At 50.5% G+C, this 16,271-nt stretch carries 13 protein-coding genes; 11 read left to right on the top strand and 2 right to left on the bottom strand.

From position 1 onward, the window contains the following. Positions 1–271: 271 nt before the first annotated feature. Positions 272–1,135 (bottom strand): YitT family protein, encoded by an 864-nt coding sequence (locus DWX59_RS06330; RefSeq protein WP_117557089.1) that lies wholly within the window; start codon positions 1,133–1,135, stop codon positions 272–274. 190 nt (positions 1,136–1,325) lie between these two features. Between DWX59_RS06330 and DWX59_RS06325 the strand changes: the two genes are divergently transcribed. From DWX59_RS06325 to DWX59_RS06310, 4 genes are all read left to right on the top strand, one after another. Next, the gene (locus DWX59_RS06325; RefSeq protein WP_147325770.1) at positions 1,326–1,583 is read left to right on the top strand and encodes a hypothetical protein; all 258 of its coding nucleotides are present in this window, start codon (positions 1,326–1,328) and stop codon (positions 1,581–1,583) included. Positions 1,584–1,802: 219 nt separating this feature from the next. Beyond that, positions 1,803–4,058, top strand: a complete 2,256-nt coding sequence (locus tag DWX59_RS06320; RefSeq protein ID WP_117557085.1) for a ribonucleoside-diphosphate reductase subunit alpha — start codon at positions 1,803–1,805, stop codon at positions 4,056–4,058. Positions 4,059–4,155: 97 nt separating this feature from the next. Further along, a complete protein-coding gene (locus DWX59_RS06315; RefSeq protein ID WP_117557083.1) occupies positions 4,156–5,199 on the top strand; it encodes a ribonucleotide-diphosphate reductase subunit beta in 1,044 nt (347 codons plus the stop codon). Positions 5,200–5,322: 123 nt separating this feature from the next. Further along, positions 5,323–6,627, top strand: coding sequence for a M20 family metallopeptidase (locus DWX59_RS06310; RefSeq protein WP_117557081.1), 1,305 nt, complete (start codon positions 5,323–5,325; stop codon positions 6,625–6,627). Positions 6,628–6,642: 15 nt separating this feature from the next. Here the strand turns inward: DWX59_RS06310 and DWX59_RS06305 are convergent, their stop codons facing one another. Continuing rightward, on the bottom strand, positions 6,643–8,442 hold the full coding sequence (locus DWX59_RS06305; RefSeq protein WP_117557079.1) for a sigma-54-dependent transcriptional regulator: 1,800 nt from the start codon (positions 8,440–8,442) through the stop codon (positions 6,643–6,645). 219 nt (positions 8,443–8,661) lie between these two features. Here DWX59_RS06305 and DWX59_RS06300 point away from each other — a divergent pair, with 219 nt between their 5' ends. The 7 genes from DWX59_RS06300 (at position 8,662) to DWX59_RS06270 (ending at position 16,271) form a co-directional block, all read left to right on the top strand. After that, positions 8,662–9,948 (top strand): four-carbon acid sugar kinase family protein, encoded by a 1,287-nt coding sequence (locus DWX59_RS06300; RefSeq protein WP_117557077.1) that lies wholly within the window; start codon positions 8,662–8,664, stop codon positions 9,946–9,948. Next, positions 9,933–11,081, top strand: a complete 1,149-nt coding sequence (locus DWX59_RS06295; RefSeq protein WP_117557075.1) for an iron-containing alcohol dehydrogenase — start codon at positions 9,933–9,935, stop codon at positions 11,079–11,081. Before DWX59_RS06300 ends, DWX59_RS06295 begins: the two co-directional genes overlap by 16 nt. 10 nt (positions 11,082–11,091) lie before the next feature. Next, positions 11,092–11,991 (top strand): 4-hydroxy-tetrahydrodipicolinate synthase, encoded by a 900-nt coding sequence (dapA, locus tag DWX59_RS06290; RefSeq protein WP_117557073.1) that lies wholly within the window; start codon positions 11,092–11,094, stop codon positions 11,989–11,991. A gap of 38 nt (positions 11,992–12,029) precedes the next feature. Continuing rightward, the gene (gene pdxA, locus DWX59_RS06285; protein ID WP_117557311.1) at positions 12,030–13,037 is read left to right on the top strand and encodes a 4-hydroxythreonine-4-phosphate dehydrogenase PdxA; all 1,008 of its coding nucleotides are present in this window, start codon (positions 12,030–12,032) and stop codon (positions 13,035–13,037) included. After that, complete coding sequence (locus DWX59_RS06280) at positions 13,034–14,002, top strand: hydroxyacid dehydrogenase (RefSeq protein WP_117557071.1); 969 nt, start codon at positions 13,034–13,036, stop codon at positions 14,000–14,002. Before pdxA ends, DWX59_RS06280 begins: the two co-directional genes overlap by 4 nt. A gap of 47 nt (positions 14,003–14,049) precedes the next feature. Continuing rightward, entirely contained in the window at positions 14,050–15,375 is a 1,326-nt protein-coding gene (locus tag DWX59_RS06275) for an SLC13 family permease (RefSeq protein ID WP_117557069.1), read from the top strand. A 68-nt stretch (positions 15,376–15,443) separates the two neighbouring features. Beyond that, positions 15,444–16,271, top strand: coding sequence for an MBL fold metallo-hydrolase (locus tag DWX59_RS06270; RefSeq protein WP_166460171.1), 828 nt, complete (start codon positions 15,444–15,446; stop codon positions 16,269–16,271).

Here is a 16,271-nt window from a genome sequence, read left to right as displayed (position 1 = left end):
ACCCGTTCACCGAGCCACCCGTTTTACGGGTGGCGGCGACTGTCTGGGATGATGGATGAAACCCCTCCTTTACCGTTGTCACAATAACCGCTTTGGCTGTTATTATCATGAACCTCATAGGGGTTCTGCCTGCCGATTACATGAGTGTCCCTGATGCCGCCTGTCCTGGCGTTGATCCTGGCAATCAAAAAAGGAGGCGGGTGTATGCGCCGGCGCATATATCCGCTTCCTTTTTGCTATATGACTGTCTGATTACACATGCCTGTACCCGTCAGTTAGTCAGAAACCCTTTCCCGATGATTTCGCTGGAATTGGAAATCAGCATGAACGCAGTGGGCTCTATCCCGCGGATGTAATTGCGCAGTTTCAGGGCCTGGCTGCGCTTCATGGTAGTCATGATGACTGTTTTTTCATGGTGGGAAAAAGCACCCTGGGCATGGTAGACCGTGGCGCTTCTGTGCAGCGTGTTAATGATATAGTCACAGATCGGGTCCGGGTCATCACATATGATATTGAAACATTTGCAAAGGTTGATGTTCTGGATGACATCGTCAATCACAAGGGACTTGGCGGCAAGGCCAATGGTGGAGAACAGCCCTGTTTCCGGTCCGAATATAAAGAAGGAGGAAGCCACGGCAGCCACATCCACCAGCATGAGGACGGTCCCTATGTTAAGGCTGGTGTGCTTTTTTAATATCATGGCAATGATATCGGTTCCCCCGCTGGAGGCCCCGATATGAAACAGGATGGCAGTGCCCACGGCCGGGAGGAAAATCGCAAACATAAGCTCCAGCAGCGGTTCCTCTGTCAGAGGACGGGCCAGAGGGCAGACGCGCTCCAGCATGGAAAGGCTGACAGACATAAGCATGCTGGCATAAACGGTCTTAAGGCCGAATCCCTTTCCAAGGAAAATAAAGCCCAGCAGGAGCAGGGCCGTGTTCACAATGAATGTGAAGTCGCCTGCAGACCAGCGGGTTGCCTCGCTGACCACGGTGGAAAAGCCTGTTACGCCTCCAAATGCAAAATGATTTGGAAATTTGAAAAAGTAAATCCCCACTACCATAATCCAGATACTTAAAGTAATGACACCATACTCGGCTGCCATGCGCCAGAATGGATTTTTCAATTCTTTCATAATCCCTGCTTCCCGGACACAATACCGTATGGTCCGGAAAGTTTACCCCCTTTGCGGTTCTGCCGCATTGTTATTAACAATCCAACCATATAATAAGCGGAAAGGGCCACAAGTGCAATCACCTTTTTTGCTGAAATGGTTACAACCATAAGGCTGTAGCTGGGAACGGGCGGATGAGGGGCGCCTGGGAGTGGGATATCCGGTCAGCGCAGGAAGGGGCATCCGGCCGTTCGGGAAGGTACATGGGGTCGGTCCGGGAAGGTACATGGGGTCGGTCCGGGAAGGTATATCGGGTCGGTCCGGGAAGGTACATCCGGGCAGCCAGGAAGGGGCATCCAATCGGTCCGGGAAGGTACATCTGGCCGGTCCAGGAAGGTACATCCGGGCAGCCAGGAAGGGGCATCCGATTGGTCCGGGAAGGGGCCCATCCTGGAAATTCGGGCAGTAGGCAGAGGGGGAATATAAGGCGGACAGCAAGGAAATATGAGATGGATATGAAATTTGGTAAATTTGGGTAAAACACAGCATTTTGGGTATTTTTGTATAAAATCAGCTTGTAACCACAAGATATATGGTTTATAATGGGAACCGTGGCTCTGAAGCGCGGCTGGAATCTGTGCCGTAAGGGTTATGTATGGAAGGAACATAAGGAGATAATAATGAGATTATGAATGATGCGTATATAAACGAAGCGGTCCGCGGGACCAGGAATCCGGGGCTCATGGAGTGCCTGAAGGGAATCGGACGTGATTTTACAGGCGAAGGCTATGGGCTGGAGCTTTTATTTGAGCGCTGCAGGGCATTTGAAAAAGCGAATATGACTCCTGAGGAACACATGGAGACCCTTATCCGGTCCGCGGCAGAGCTGACCTCCAGGGAGGCGCCAAGGTGGGAATTTGCAGCGGCCAGGCTCAGGTATTGCCAATTCCAACAGGAAGTTGAGGAGCGTCTTGGGACCCTGGGTATCGTCTCCCTGTATGATAAGCTTGAATACCTGACGGACCAGGGGCTTTACGGGGCGTATATCCTTGAGAATTACAGCAGGGAGGAGATTGAACAGGCCCAGGGATTTATCCGTGAGGAGCGCAACTGCCTGTTCACCTACGCGGGGCTGGACCTCCTGCTGAAGCGTTATGTGATACAGGACCGTGAGCGCCATGGACTGGAGACGCCCCAGGAAATGTACCTTGGGATTGCGCTGCACCTGGCCATGAAGGAAAAGAAGGAGGTCAGGATGGAGTGGGTGCGCCGGTTCTATGACATGCTCAGCCAGATAAAGGTCACCATGGCCACCCCCACCCTTTCCAATGCCAGGAAGCCATACCACCAGCTTTCCAGCTGTTTTATTGATACGGTGCCGGACAGCCTGGAGGGCATATACAGAAGCGTGGATAATTTTGCCCAGGTCAGCAAGTTCGGCGGCGGCATGGGGCTGTACTTTGGAAAGGTAAGGGCAACCGGCAGCAGCATACGGGGCTTTAAGGGGGCTGCAGGCGGGGTGATACGCTGGATAAAGCTGGTCAATGACACGGCTGTGGCCGTGGACCAGCTTGGGATGCGCCAGGGCGCTGCTGCGGTCTATCTGGATGCGTGGCATAAGGACCTGCCTGAGTTCCTTCAATTGAGGACCAATAACGGGGACGACAGGATGAAGGCCCATGATATTTTCCCGGGGGTGTGTTACCCGGACCTGTTCTGGAGGCTTGCAAAGGAAAACCTGGACCAGGACTGGTATCTTATGTGTCCCCATGAGATAGAGGCAGTCAAAGGTTACTGCCTGGAGGATTCCTATGGGGAGGAGTGGGAAGAACGTTACCGGGACTGCGTGAAGGACCCGCGCATCTCCAAGCGCACGGTTCTGCTTAAGGACGCGGTGAGGCTGATCCTCAAGTCCGCAGTGGAAACCGGGACGCCCTTTGCCTTCAACCGTGATATTGTAAACAAAGCCAATCCCAACAGCCATAAGGGAATGATTTACTGCTCCAACCTCTGCACTGAGATTGCCCAGAACATGTCGCCCGTGGAATCCGTGTCAACGGAAATCCTTAACAGGGAGGGGGACACCGTGATTGTGAATACCACCAGGCCGGGCGACTTTGTGGTGTGCAACCTGGCAAGCCTCTGTCTTGGCAACATTGACGTGACCAGCGACAGGGAGGTGGGGGAAATTGTTTCCACGGCCGTGCGGGCGCTGGACAATGTGATTGATCTGAACTTTTATCCCCTTCCCTATGCCGAAGTGACCAACAGGCGTTACCGGAGCATCGGGCTTGGGGTCAGCGGATATCATCATATGCTGGCAAAGCACAGGATTAGGTGGGAAAGCGAAGAACACCTTGCATTTGCAGACCAGGTATTTGAACGGATTAATTATGCGGCCATCCGGGCCAGCAGTGCCCTGGGCGCGGAAAAGGGCAGCTATGAATATTTTGAGGGCAGTGAATGGCAGACAGGGGAGTATTTTAAAAAGAGGGGATATGAAGGCGGACCTTGGGCCGGGCTGGCAGCGGACGTGGCTGCGCAGGGGATGCGCAACGCATGGCTGATGGCGGTGGCGCCTACCAGCAGCACCAGCATCCTGTCCGGGACAACCGCCGGCCTGGATCCGGTGATGAAGCGTTTCTTTCTGGAGGAAAAGAAGAATTCCATCATGCCAAGGGTGGCGCCTGAGCTGGATATCAGCACGTTCTGGCTGTATAAAAGCGCATACACCATTGACCAGACCTATACGGTGCGGGCGGCCGGGGTGCGCCAGCGCCATATCGACCAGGCCCAGAGCGTAAACCTGTATATCACCAATGAGTATACCATGCGGCAGCTGTTAAACCTATATATCCTGGCCTGGGAACAGGGGGTCAAGACCATTTACTATGTGCGCAGCCAGTCACTGGAGGTGGAGGAGTGCGAGAGCTGCTCCAGCTAAGTGCGCCAGGCGGCCGGGCAGTCTGGCCGCCTGGGTGGTCCGCTGCGGCGGCTCCCAGGCCCAAAATCCATCTATCATTCATAATAAGGAGCGCGACATGACAGTTTTAAAGGCAAAATCCCTGTTTAACCCACAGGGGGACACGGATAAGAACAGCCGGAGGATGATTGGGGGCAATACCACCAATCTCAACGACTTTAACAATATGAAGTACACCTGGGCCAGCGCCTGGTACAGACAGGCCATGAATAATTTCTGGATACCGGAAGAAATCAACCTTGGCACGGATGTGAAGGATTACCGGAACCTGTCCGGGGCAGAGAGGGAGGCATTTGATAAAATACTCAGTTTCCTTGTGTTCCTGGATTCCATACAGACAGCCAACCTGCCCTGCATCGGCCAGTACATAACGGCCAATGAGGTAAACCTGTGCCTGACCATACAAGGGTTCCAGGAGGCGGTGCACAGCCAGAGCTACAGCTATATGCTGGATTCCATATGCAGCCCCGTGGAAAGGGACCGGATCCTTTATCAGTGGAAGGAGGACGCACACCTTCTGAAGCGGAATACATTTATCGGGAACCTTTATAACGAGTTCCAGGAAAGAAAGGATGATATGACCCTTTTGCGGGTTATGATGGCTAATTACATCCTGGAGGGCATATATTTTTACAGCGGCTTCATGTTTTTCTACAACCTTGGACGAAACGGGAAAATGCCGGGAAGCGTCCAGGAAATCCGCTACATCAACCGGGATGAGAACACCCATCTGTGGCTGTTCCGCAGCATGATAGGAGAACTTAAGAAGGAAGAACCGGACCTGTTCACGCCGGGGAACGTGAAAATGCTGGAGGAAATGCTGAGGGAAGGCGTGAGCCAGGAAATAGAGTGGGGCTGTTATGTGATTGGGGATGATGTGCCGGGACTGACAAAGGATATGGTTTCATCCTATATTAAATACCTGGGTAACCTAAGATGGACCGGCCTGGGTTTTGGACCGCTGTATGAAGGGTATGAGAAGGAGCCTGAATCCATGGCCTGGGTGAACCAGTACTCCAATGCCAATATGGTGAAAACGGATTTCTTCGAGGCAAAGAGCACGGCCTATGCAAAGAGTGCGGCGATTATTGATGATTTGTAGGCTGGGGCTTGCAGATGACTGGAAATTAAATCAACATTTGCTATTTACTCATCCTGGTACCGGTGATATAACATTATATGGTTTTATTTATAGATTGAATGAGTGTATGGGAGGAAGCAGAGGATGGGAGAATTAGAGGGCGCGGTATCCACCGCAGTAAGTAAGACCGCAGAGGATGAGGAGGTCCGTCTGGACCGGGAAGCGTGGAATCTGGCCAGGCAGCTGGTTGGGATAGACAGTTCCGATCCGGGGGCTTACGAGGGAACCATTGAAAAATGGATATTCAGCTGGCTGCAGAGCAAAATCACCGAGACGGCCGGCAGTCTGGCAGGGTTGATTGAGCTTAAGGAAAGGGAGGTCCTCCCTGGCCGCAGCAATGTCATGGCCCGCATACCGGGCAGGACCAAGGAGCCCGGACTTATTTACATATGCCACATGGATACGGTTATGCTGGGGGATGGATGGGATGAGGATACGCCTGCATTGGGAGCCGTGGTTAAAGAGGCGGAACGGACCGGCAGCAGCACAGATGACGTAGGAAGAAAGGATATGGAAACCAGACTTTATGGCAGGGGAGCCTGCGACATGAAGTCCGGTCTGGCCTGTGCCCTTACCGCGTTTGCCCATGCCGTTAAACTGGCGGGAGAGAGGGGGGAACTTCCGGAGCGGTCATTATCCTTTATCGGCACCGTGGATGAGGAGGATTTCATGCGGGGTGTGGAAGCCGCCATCCAGGACGGCTGGGTGCAAAAGGATGACTGGATCCTGGACACGGAGCCCACGGACGGACAGATTCAGGTGGCACATAAGGGACGTACCTGGTTTGAACTTACCATGGATGGAATCACGGCCCATGCCAGCAATCCCTGGAAAGGCGCGGACGCCATTGCAGCCATGGCGGAAGCGGTAAGCCATATCAGGAAGGCCATAGCAGGATGCCCGTCCCACGGGGACCTGGGAATCCCAACCGTGACCTTTGGCCAGATTACAGGAGGATACCGCCCGTATGTGGTGCCGGATACCTGTAAAGTATGGATTGATATGAGACTGGTACCTCCGACCGATACCGGGGCGGCTGTGAAGATCATAGAGCAGGCTATCAGGATAGCCGAACATGAGGTGCCCGGGGTCAAGGGGCATTATATCGTCACAGGGGACCGCCCCTATGTGGAAAAGGACAGCGGTTCCCGGCTGCTTAAAAATCTCAGGGATGTCTGCGGTGAGGTGACAGGAAGCGAAACCGCAGTAGGGTCATTTAACGGATATACGGATACTGCCGTCATTGCCGGGAAGCTGGGCAATCACAACTGCATGTCCTATGGGCCGGGCAGCCTGGAACTGGCCCATAAGCCTAATGAGTATGTACCCTATGAGGATGTGTGCAGGTGCAGGAGGGTGCTGTGCAGGCTTGCAGAAGGCAATTCATGACATGCTGCATGCACCCTATTTTCCGTTCAGATAACGCCAGAGGGTAGAACGGCTGATGCCCAGCTGCTTGGCAGTACGGGTCTGGTTCCCGTTGTTGGAGGATAAGGCGGCCAGGACTATTTCCCTGTTCATCTGTTCCAGTGTTTTCTGCGGATTGTAGTTCCGGCTTCCTGTCCCTGAGGAGTTTGGGACCGCACCAAGGGTGTGGCCGGGCTCTTTGGACAGTGATTTAAATACCATATCGGCAGTGACATAGGAACCCTCTGTCACCAGGGCTGTTTCGTGGAGTATCCGTTTGAACTGTGAGATATTATATGGCCACGAATAATTCTGCAGCAGATCAAGGGCTTCCGGCTCAAAACCTACCAGGCCTTTGCCAAGTTCCATGTTGAGGCTGTTGAGATAGAGGTTGGCGATATTGGGAATGTCCGCGGCACTGTCCCTCAGCGGGGAGGTTGACAGGGTAACACAGGTAAACTGATTGATGAATTCATAAAATTCCTTGGGGGCCTGTGCACCGGAATCCGTGCTGTAGGAGAATATGACGCGGTTCCTGCCGCACAGGTTGGAATCCAGTATCAGGGAAAGCAGGCGCGTGGTCTGTTCCTTGTCCAGATGGTTTATATTGCTCAGGCATAGGGTGTTATCGGAATCCAGGAAAGGCGAGTTATAGCTGCTTATAAGATAACTCCAGTTTTTGGAAGACAACAGGCTGCAGTCCACTTCTATGAACGGATTGTTTTTCAGGGGGCTGCCAAGATGGATGAGTGCAGCCAGATGGCTCTTTCCGGTTCCGGTTTCCCCAAGAAGCATGACAGGGGTCGTGTATTGTTCCATCTTTTTGATTTGAGCAATCAGGTCTGTGTTGGAGGCTATATTTTTAAAAAGTGAGTTGGATTCTTCAAGCTGGTCACTGTTGAGTATCTTTATTCCCTTTCTTGTGCCGGCAACCGGCACTTCATTAGTCCATATGTGGAAGGCCACATATGTTTTTCCGAAATCATTGTAGGAATAGGATGACACGGAAAACATCTGATTGCTGATATTTATGAAAAATTTCTTTTTTTCCGCATCTAAGCAGTTCTGCATTTCTTCCTTTAGTTTATGAGTGATGGCGGAGGCCGTTTCGAGGTCATCTGTATTGAAACAGGAAAATACAGTTTCGCACTGCTGGTCCAGAATCAGGGTGGATGAGGACTGGCCCTTAAATGATGAGCGTATGACGGAAAGTTCCGTGCGTATGCCTGCAAAGTTGTGGCAGAAGGAAATGGCGCGTTTAAAGACAGCGCAGATACTTTCTGACCCGGATGTGATCAGAAGGGAATTCATCCCCAGGTTTTTGGCACAGCTTGTGACGATATTGTCCCCCAGTATGATTTTATATTCCTGTTTCTGCAGGGTTTTAAGCACACCCATGGTCTCGTCTGAACTGTGTATGGTAATCAGCGTTATATTGTACTGGAGAAGGTCGCATAGAATGGCGGCTGAATCTATGATGCTCGGAAATCCCACAATGGCGTATTTTTGTCCATAGTTATCCGCTAATTTCACGGCCCTGAGGATATCGTATACGGATATGGGGATATCCATTACGGGAACAGCTGAGAAGTTACTGATTAACTGGGCCGTACCGCCCCTGGATATGATGATGTCGTAATTATCCGTACTGTCCCTTACAATCTGCGCTCCTTGTTCCAGGTCCCCCACATAGACGGTCAGGTTAATATCAGGAAACTGCCTGGCAGCATTTATCATCAGGGACTTCATGCTGGTATATGGAGCAACTCCTAAAATTTTTATCTTGTCAGCAGCCATATGGTCCTACCTCCATGTATTATAATTTATTAAATTGTATCATAATGAAACAAATAAAGCAATATATCTTTTTTGAAATAATAAAACGTATAAAAATGAAACAATAATCCCTGAAACAATATATATTTCCAGCGTCTGTTTTAGTAATATAAATGCATCAAGCAAAACAGTTTAAAAATAAGACAATTAAATGTATTGCAGAAAATGCGGAGATAATCTATGATTAAACTTTTAATTCTATCAGATGACTTTACGGGAGCATTGGATACCAGCGTACATTTTGCCAAGAATGGCGTTAAGACAAAGGTGGTGTTTGAACGGAATTATCTATTTTCCCAGGATGATGATACGGAAGTGGCAGTGATTGACGCGGAGACGAGACACATTTCACCTGGGGAAGCATACTCGGTCATATACAGTATAGTGAGAAGAGGAATGGATGCGGGAATCAGTTATTTTTATCTGAAGACAGATTCAGCCTTAAGGGGAAACATTGGAAGCTGCCTGGAGGCGCTGTTACGTGCGTCAGAGGCCAAGATGCTTCCGTTCATACCGGCTTATCCTAAGATGAAGCGCTTCACTAAAAAGGGAATCCACTACATTGATACTGTTAAAGTAGGTGAATCTGTTTTTGGAAAAGACCCCTTTAACCCGGTTACATCCAGTTCGGTCAGGGAAATTATTTCACAGCAGGCAGATATCCCTTGTCTGGAGGTATATTCCCGTGATAAAACGGTAACTGCAGAGATAAAAACCCCGTCTGTTGTGATATATGATTCGGAAACCGATATGGATATCCGGTATTGGGCAGAGAAGCTGAGCACGGAAGGAAATCTGAAAATCATGGCGGGCTGCGCCGGGTTTGCGTCAATCCTGCCGGGGATTTTCCGGATAAAAAAATCCGGATCCAGGAAGATATCACTGAAAAACGGTATTTTCGCAGTGAGCGGTTCCATTAATCCCATTACGCTGGAACAGATAGGGTATGCGGCGGAAAATGGCTTTAGGTATTATCCGGTATTGGATATTGTGAGAAAGATGCTGAAAGAGAAGGATTACATATTTGCAGGTTCCAGGGAGTTCAGTGAACTGGCGGACCTATGCAGACACAATCCATACCTGATTATAGATTCATCCGGGAATACAGGCGAAAATCCGGCGGAGGGACTGGCACGGGAAACAGGGCTTTCACTGGATCAGCTGAGAGAGCGGATTCTACAGATTCTAGGAAGCATTTCCAAAGAACTGCTGAATGTAAACCGGGACAGCATATTGATGATAACCGGGGGTGATACGCTGATTGGACTTCTCAGGGCACTGGATGTACATGATATGGAACCGATAGAGGAAATCATGCCTGGGATTGTCCTGTCATCCTTTATTTACAGAGGTGAACCATATGAAATTATCACTAAGTCCGGCGGATTTGGAGAAAAGGATATATTCCTTGGATTAATAAATTGTTTAAAAGAAAGGGAGAATGAAAGCGGATGGAGTATTGTCTAAAGATTCCCGGCATTGTATATGCCGGAACGGATTCACTGAAAAAGCTGTCTTCAGTGCTGAAGGAGAATAAGGTGACCCGGGCAGCCGTATTAACCGATGCGGGTATTGTCAAGTCAGGGATTACCAAACGGCCCATTGAAGACATAACAAATGCTGTGGGCCAGGTGGCGGTCTTTGACCGTCTGGCCGCGGAGCCCACAGCGGACCAGGTACAGGCTGTGGTGGACGAATGCCGGGAGTTTGGCGCTGATTTCATTGTTGCCATCGGAGGCGGTTCTGTTATGGATACGGCCAAGCTGGTAAGCGTCCTGCCGCCCGGCCTGACGGTCAGGGACCTGCTGGAGGATTCCTCAAAAGCGGTTAAGCAGATGAAGACATTGATGATTCCCACAACAGCGGGTACAGGGGCTGAGGCAACCCCCAATGCAATCGTGGCTGTCCCGGAAAAGGAGTTAAAGGTAGGAATTGTAAATGAAGCAATGGTTGCCGACTATGTAATACTTGACGTATCCATGGTTGAGAAACTCCCGCCTAAGATTGCGGCATCCACCGGTCTGGACGCCCTGGCACATGCCATTGAATGTTTTACATCCAAAAAGGCCAACCCCATATCAGATACATTTGCCCTGAGGGCTTTGGAAATGATTATGATGAATTTGGAAGCGGCCTGCGGGGAACCGGCTGATTTACATGCTAGGGAGCAGATACTTTTAGCCTCATTCTATGCAGGGGTGGCCATTACTGCCTCAGGAACTACTGCCGTACATGCGCTTTCCTATCCTCTGGGAGGAAAATACCATATTCCCCACGGCGTGTCCAACGCAATCATGCTGGCTCCGGTCATGCGCTTTAATGAGCCGGACTGCCGGGAACTGCTGGCCGCGGCATATGACAGGATTGCGGATGACGGGGCAGCCATGACAGAAGAAGAAAAGTCCGGGAATCTCATAAAAAAACTGTGCCGTATGGTGGAGGTATTGGAAATACCTGCAAGCCTGTCGGTTTACGGGGTATCACGGGACGACCTGGACGTACTGGTGGACGCAGGGATGCAGGTACAGCGCTTACTGGTAAATAACAGAAGGACCGTAACAGAAGAAGACGCACGCAAATTATATCTGGAAGTATTATAGGAGGACGATTATGGAACATTTAGAGCTGAAAGGAATTATCCCGCCAATTATCACACCCATGTTTGAGGATGAGACTGTAAATTATGAAGAATTAAGAAACCAGGTAAACCGCATGATTGAGGGCGGGGTTCACGGATTATTTCCCTTCGGGACCAATGGGGAAGGTTATATCCTTACGGCTGAGGAGAAGAAGAAAATCCTTCAGACAGTAATTGAGGAAGTAGATAAAAGAGTGCCTGTATATGCCGGAACAGGCTGTATCAGCACAAAGGAGACCATTGAGATGTCCCAGATGGCGGAGTCCCTTGGTGCGGACGTGCTTTCCATCATTACTCCGTCCTTTGCGCTGGCCAGCCAGGAGGAGTTATACCAGCATTATGAGAAAGTGGCAAAGTCAGTGAAGCTTCCCATTGTTCTCTACAATATTCCTGCCAGGACCGGCAATTCACTGTCCCCGGCAACCGTGGGAAGACTGGCAAAAATTGATAACATAGTTGCTGCAAAGGATTCGTCGGGCAACTTCAATAATATTCTGGAATACATTTCAGCTGCAAAAGGCGAAGACTTTTCCGTGCTTTCAGGCAATGACGCCCTGATTATCTGGACACTGCTGGCCGGAGGCACAGGCGGCATAGCCGGATGCGCCAATGTATTCCCGCATACCATGGCATCCATCTATGATTATTTTGCGGCAGGAGAAATTGAGAAGGCAAAGGAAGCCAATGAGAGCATACGGTCATTCAGGGCCTGCTTTAAATATGGGAATCCCAACACAATCGTAAAGACAGCCGTGGCCCTTCTGGGTTATCCTGTGGGAAAATGCAGGGCGCCGTTCAGCAGTGTGCCACAAGAGGGAGTAGCGGCTATTAAAAAAGTTCTTGATGAATGCAGGGAAAAGGGAATGTGCTGATGAGTGGAGAGAAAAATAAACCGGTTATAGGAATTACCATGGGGGATCCGGCCAGCATAGGGCCGGAGATAACCCTCAAAGCGTTATCTGACCGTATTGTATATGAAGTGTGCAGACCACTGGTCATCGGGGACGCGGCCTGCATGGAAAAGGCCCGTGACTTCATCCCCGGTATGGATATCCGTATACGTCCGGTATCGGAAGTATCAGAGGCAAGGTTTGAGTGGGGAACCATAGATGTGCTGGATATGAAGAATGCGGACATGGACCGCATTGAGATTGGGAAAATAAGCGGGGAAGCCGGAGAAGCCGCATTCCAATATGTGGATAAGGTGATAGCGCTGGCCATGGACGGGCAGATAGATGCAACCGTGACCAATGCCTTCAGTAAGGAAGCGGTCAACCTGGCCGGACATCACTATTCAGGCCATACAGAGATTTATGCGGACAAAACTGGCACTAAAAAATACACCATGATGCTGGCCTTCCAAAATGTCAGGGTCGTCCATGTGTCCACCCACTGTTCCCTGCGCCAGGCCTGTGACCGGGTAAAGAAGGAACGGGTGCTGGACGTAATCAGGATAGCGGACCGGGCCTGCAGGGAGCTGGGCATTCCACAGCCCAAAATCGGTGTGGCGGGGCTGAACCCGCATTCCGGTGAGCATGGTATGTTTGGAAGGGAAGAGATAGATGAAATCATACCCGCAATAGAGGCGGCCGCAAAAGAGGGAATCCAGGCGGAAGGTCCTGTTCCCCCGGACACTGTTTTCTCAAAGGCAAGAGGCGGCTGGTATGATATCGTAGTAGCCATGTACCACGACCAGGGCCATATACCCCTTAAGGTCCTGGGGTTTGTATATGACAGGGAAATGAAGAAATGGGACGCGGTGGAAGGCGTTAACATTACCCTGGGGCTTCCCATCATCAGGGCTTCCGTAGACCATGGTACTGCCTTTGACCAGGCAGGGACAGGAATGGCCAGCGAACTCAGTCTTAAGAATTCCATAGAATATGCAGTATTATTGGCGAAAGGAAAGAAAAGATGAAATTTGTTATGACCCAGGCAGTGTGCCCGGAAGGAATGGAGCTTCTTAAAGGAAAATCGGATATATATGTGGCGGACCGTCCGGATCCCAATGATTATCTGGATGAAATGGCGGATGCGGATGCTTTGATTGTCAGGATTGCATCCTGTGATGGCAGGGTGATAGAGAATTCCCCCAGTCTTAAGGTGATTGGCCGGACCGGCGTGGGATATGACAGTGTTGATGTAAAAAAGGCAACGGAAAAGGGAATACCGGTGGTTATCACCCCAGGTGCAAATAACCGGTCGGTGGCAGAGCATGCAATCGCCATGATGTTTGCCCTTTCAAAGAATCTTTACGAGGCACAGCAGGAGATGCTGGCAGGAAACTGGGAAATCCGCGGTGCAAAGAAAGCGTTTGAACTGGAGGGCAAGAAAATCGGTTTTATCGGATTGGGCGCCATCGGCAGGGAAACGCAAAAGATATGTGCGGCCATCGGTATGAGAACGGCCGGTTATGACCCATTCCTGACCTCTGTCCAGGTGGAGGGCATGGGAGCGGAATATTACAGTGACTACAGGGAACTGATGAGGGACTGCGATGTGGTATCAATCCATGTTCCTCTGACAGAACAGACCAGGAACATGATAACAGGAAGGGAATTGGGGCTGATGAAGTCCACCGCCCTTCTCATCAACTGCTCAAGAGGCGGCATCATAGATGAAGCCGATTTGGCAGAAGCGCTGAATGCCGGTGTGATAGCCGGCGCGGGCCTGGATGTATTCGGGGAGGAGCCGCCAAAAGCAGACAGCAGCATCCTGAGGGCAAAAAATATCATCGTAAGTCCCCACAGCGCGGCCCAGACAAGAGAGGCTGTCATACATATGGCGCAGATGTGTGTTAAGGGATGCCTGGCTGTTTTAAATGGGGAAAAATGGCCCTATGTGGCAGATCCCAAAGTATATGAGCATGAGAAATGGAGGTAGCTTGTGCTTAAAGCGCCAATAATGGCGGTTAAAAGGAGGAGGTTAATATGGATTCAAGTATTGTTGCAATTATCATAACGGTTATTACAATCGTTTTATTCATATGCAACCGGCTGCCGGTCAGCGTTGTTGCAATGCTGGCTTCACTGGCCATGGGGATTTTCATTCCGGAGATGAAACTGTCAGCCGTATATTCGGGCTTTAGCGCGGTTGGATGGCCCATGGTAGTGGGCATGTGTATTGTCAGCGCGGCGCTGTTTGAAACGGGGGTCGCGCAGCGTATCGGGACAAAGATCGGCAATACGTTTCTGGCTAGGACAGAGAGGCGCTTTATTGTTACTGTCAGCATAATCTGTACCGTCATGTCGGCGTTCATGAGCAATAACGGCTGTGTCGCCATGTGGATGCCCATTATCGCGGCGGTTGCCGCCGGCTCCAACGGCCGTATCCGGTCTAAAATGGTAATCTTTCCTGCGGGAACTGCGGCAATCATCGGCGGTTCTTGTACACTCATAGGTTCTACATCCCAGCTGGCCGCCAATTCCATTCTTCAGGGGTATAAGGGGTACGAGGCAGGACTTGGAATGTTTGATATGACCAAGGTCATGTTTCCGGCAGCAGTGGTGCAGATCATATTCTGGGGAACCATCGGTTATCCCATCCTTAAGTGGGCACTGAAGCCGGGAAGCCCTGACTTTGATAAAAATAATATTTATGCCGTATTACCGGACAGCACGCCTGATACGTACGGACATGTCCCTGCATGGAAGGGAAATGTCGCTCTTTTCACCATGCTGGGCTGCATCATATGCTTTATACTGAGCGGATTTGCACCCTTTAATAACTTCCTTAATATCGGCATCATCGGCATGCTGGGGGCATCCATCATATTGGGGACCGGATGTCTGCCGGTAAACAAGGCATTTGCCGATTTACCATGGGATGTACTGTTCTGTATCGGTGCGATCTCCGGCCTTGGAACCGGATTGGATGTATCAGGCGGCGGCGCGCTGATTGCCAACTTTGTCCTGAACTTGTTTGGCGGGGCAAATGCTTCCGTAATCGCACTGACGACTGTGATTGCCGTCCTGACCAGCGTATTGACGAACTTTATGTCTAATAACGGTACGGCTGCAATGCTTACGCCCATCTGTATCGCCATTGCCCTATCATTGGGAATCAGCCCCGTACCGTGGGTTATTGTCATTGCGGTCTGCTCCAACCTGGCTATTGCGACTTCCTTTGGCACTGCGGTTAATGTGCAGATACTTCCAGCGGGTTATAAATTTACTGACTTTGTAAAAATAGGGGGACCATTGCTTGTCATCCTGGCGGCTGTGGTAACATTCAGCAGTATTGTTTTCCTTTTTTAAATATGATATGGTTACCGTAGATACAATAAGGCCGGCCTGTGGCCGGCATAATGAGAGGTGGTAAAAGGATGGCGCCGTTATTGAGTGTAAAAATGGAGGATATCTGCGAGCGGCCTTTTAAGTATGCGGTGGAACCGTTCCATATTGCAGGCAATCTTTATTATGTAGGAAATTCCTGGGTATCCGTTTACCTGATTGATACCGGTGAAGGACTGATACTCATTGATACGGCGATGCCGCAGACGGTTTACCTGACGTTAGAGGGAATACGAAGGCTGGGATTTAATCCAAAGGATATCAGACTCATCCTCCTTTCACATGCACATTATGACCACTGCGGCGGGGCAAGGCTCCTGGCTGAATATACAGGCGCCAGGGTCTTAATGGGAAAGGAAGATATGTTTTTCCTGACAGAAAGGCCGGAACTGATTCACGCGGTAAATGGCTGGAGCCTCCCCTTTCATGTGGATGAATGCTACGGGGATGGAAAGGATGTGGAGCTTGGTACGGTCCGTATAGAGACCAGGCATTGCCCCGGTCATACGCCGGGGACCTATTCCTTCTTCTTCCATATCAGCGAAGGCGGAAAGACATACAGGTGCGGAATGCACGGAGGGCTTGGCATAAACACCCTGACAGATGGATATCTGGAAAAAATGGGGCTTCCCAAGTCACTGCAGGATGATTTTGAGGAAAATCTCAGAATCATGAGGGAAGAACAGGTGGATATTCCCCTGGGTTCCCATACGAACCATGGCGATATGCTTGGAAAAGCCAGGAGAAAGGCGGCAGGTGAAGGGAACCCGTTCATAGACCCGGAGGGATTTCGCCGGGTCATTGACGGCAGATATGAGGACTTCCTCCAATATTGCCATAGAACGGAACGAAGGTTCTAA

Origin of the sequence: Enterocloster aldenensis, assembly GCF_003434055.1 — a bacterium.
In the GTDB taxonomy this organism is placed as follows: Bacteria; Bacillota; Clostridia; order Lachnospirales; family Lachnospiraceae; genus Enterocloster; species Enterocloster aldenensis.
This window is presented reverse-complemented; position numbering and strand designations above follow the sequence as displayed.

Bases quoted from the DNA above. Each gene is read 5' to 3' on its own strand.
- DWX59_RS06330 (WP_117557089.1), bottom strand. From the start codon at position 1,135: ATGAAAGAATTGAAAAATCCATTCTGGCGCATGGCAGCCGAGTATGGT.
- DWX59_RS06320 (WP_117557085.1), top strand. From the start codon at position 1,803: ATGAATGATGCGTATATAAACGAAGCGGTCCGCGGGACCAGGAATCCG.
- DWX59_RS06315 (WP_117557083.1), top strand. From the start codon at position 4,156: ATGACAGTTTTAAAGGCAAAATCCCTGTTTAACCCACAGGGGGACACG.
- DWX59_RS06310 (WP_117557081.1), top strand. From the start codon at position 5,323: ATGGGAGAATTAGAGGGCGCGGTATCCACCGCAGTAAGTAAGACCGCA.
- DWX59_RS06305 (WP_117557079.1), bottom strand. From the start codon at position 8,442: ATGGCTGCTGACAAGATAAAAATTTTAGGAGTTGCTCCATATACCAGC.
- DWX59_RS06300 (WP_117557077.1), top strand. From the start codon at position 8,662: ATGATTAAACTTTTAATTCTATCAGATGACTTTACGGGAGCATTGGAT.
- DWX59_RS06295 (WP_117557075.1), top strand. From the start codon at position 9,933: ATGGAGTATTGTCTAAAGATTCCCGGCATTGTATATGCCGGAACGGAT.
- dapA (WP_117557073.1), top strand. From the start codon at position 11,092: ATGGAACATTTAGAGCTGAAAGGAATTATCCCGCCAATTATCACACCC.
- pdxA (WP_117557311.1), top strand. From the start codon at position 12,030: ATGGGGGATCCGGCCAGCATAGGGCCGGAGATAACCCTCAAAGCGTTA.
- DWX59_RS06280 (WP_117557071.1), top strand. From the start codon at position 13,034: ATGAAATTTGTTATGACCCAGGCAGTGTGCCCGGAAGGAATGGAGCTT.
- DWX59_RS06275 (WP_117557069.1), top strand. From the start codon at position 14,050: ATGGATTCAAGTATTGTTGCAATTATCATAACGGTTATTACAATCGTT.
- DWX59_RS06270 (WP_166460171.1), top strand. From the start codon at position 15,444: ATGGCGCCGTTATTGAGTGTAAAAATGGAGGATATCTGCGAGCGGCCT.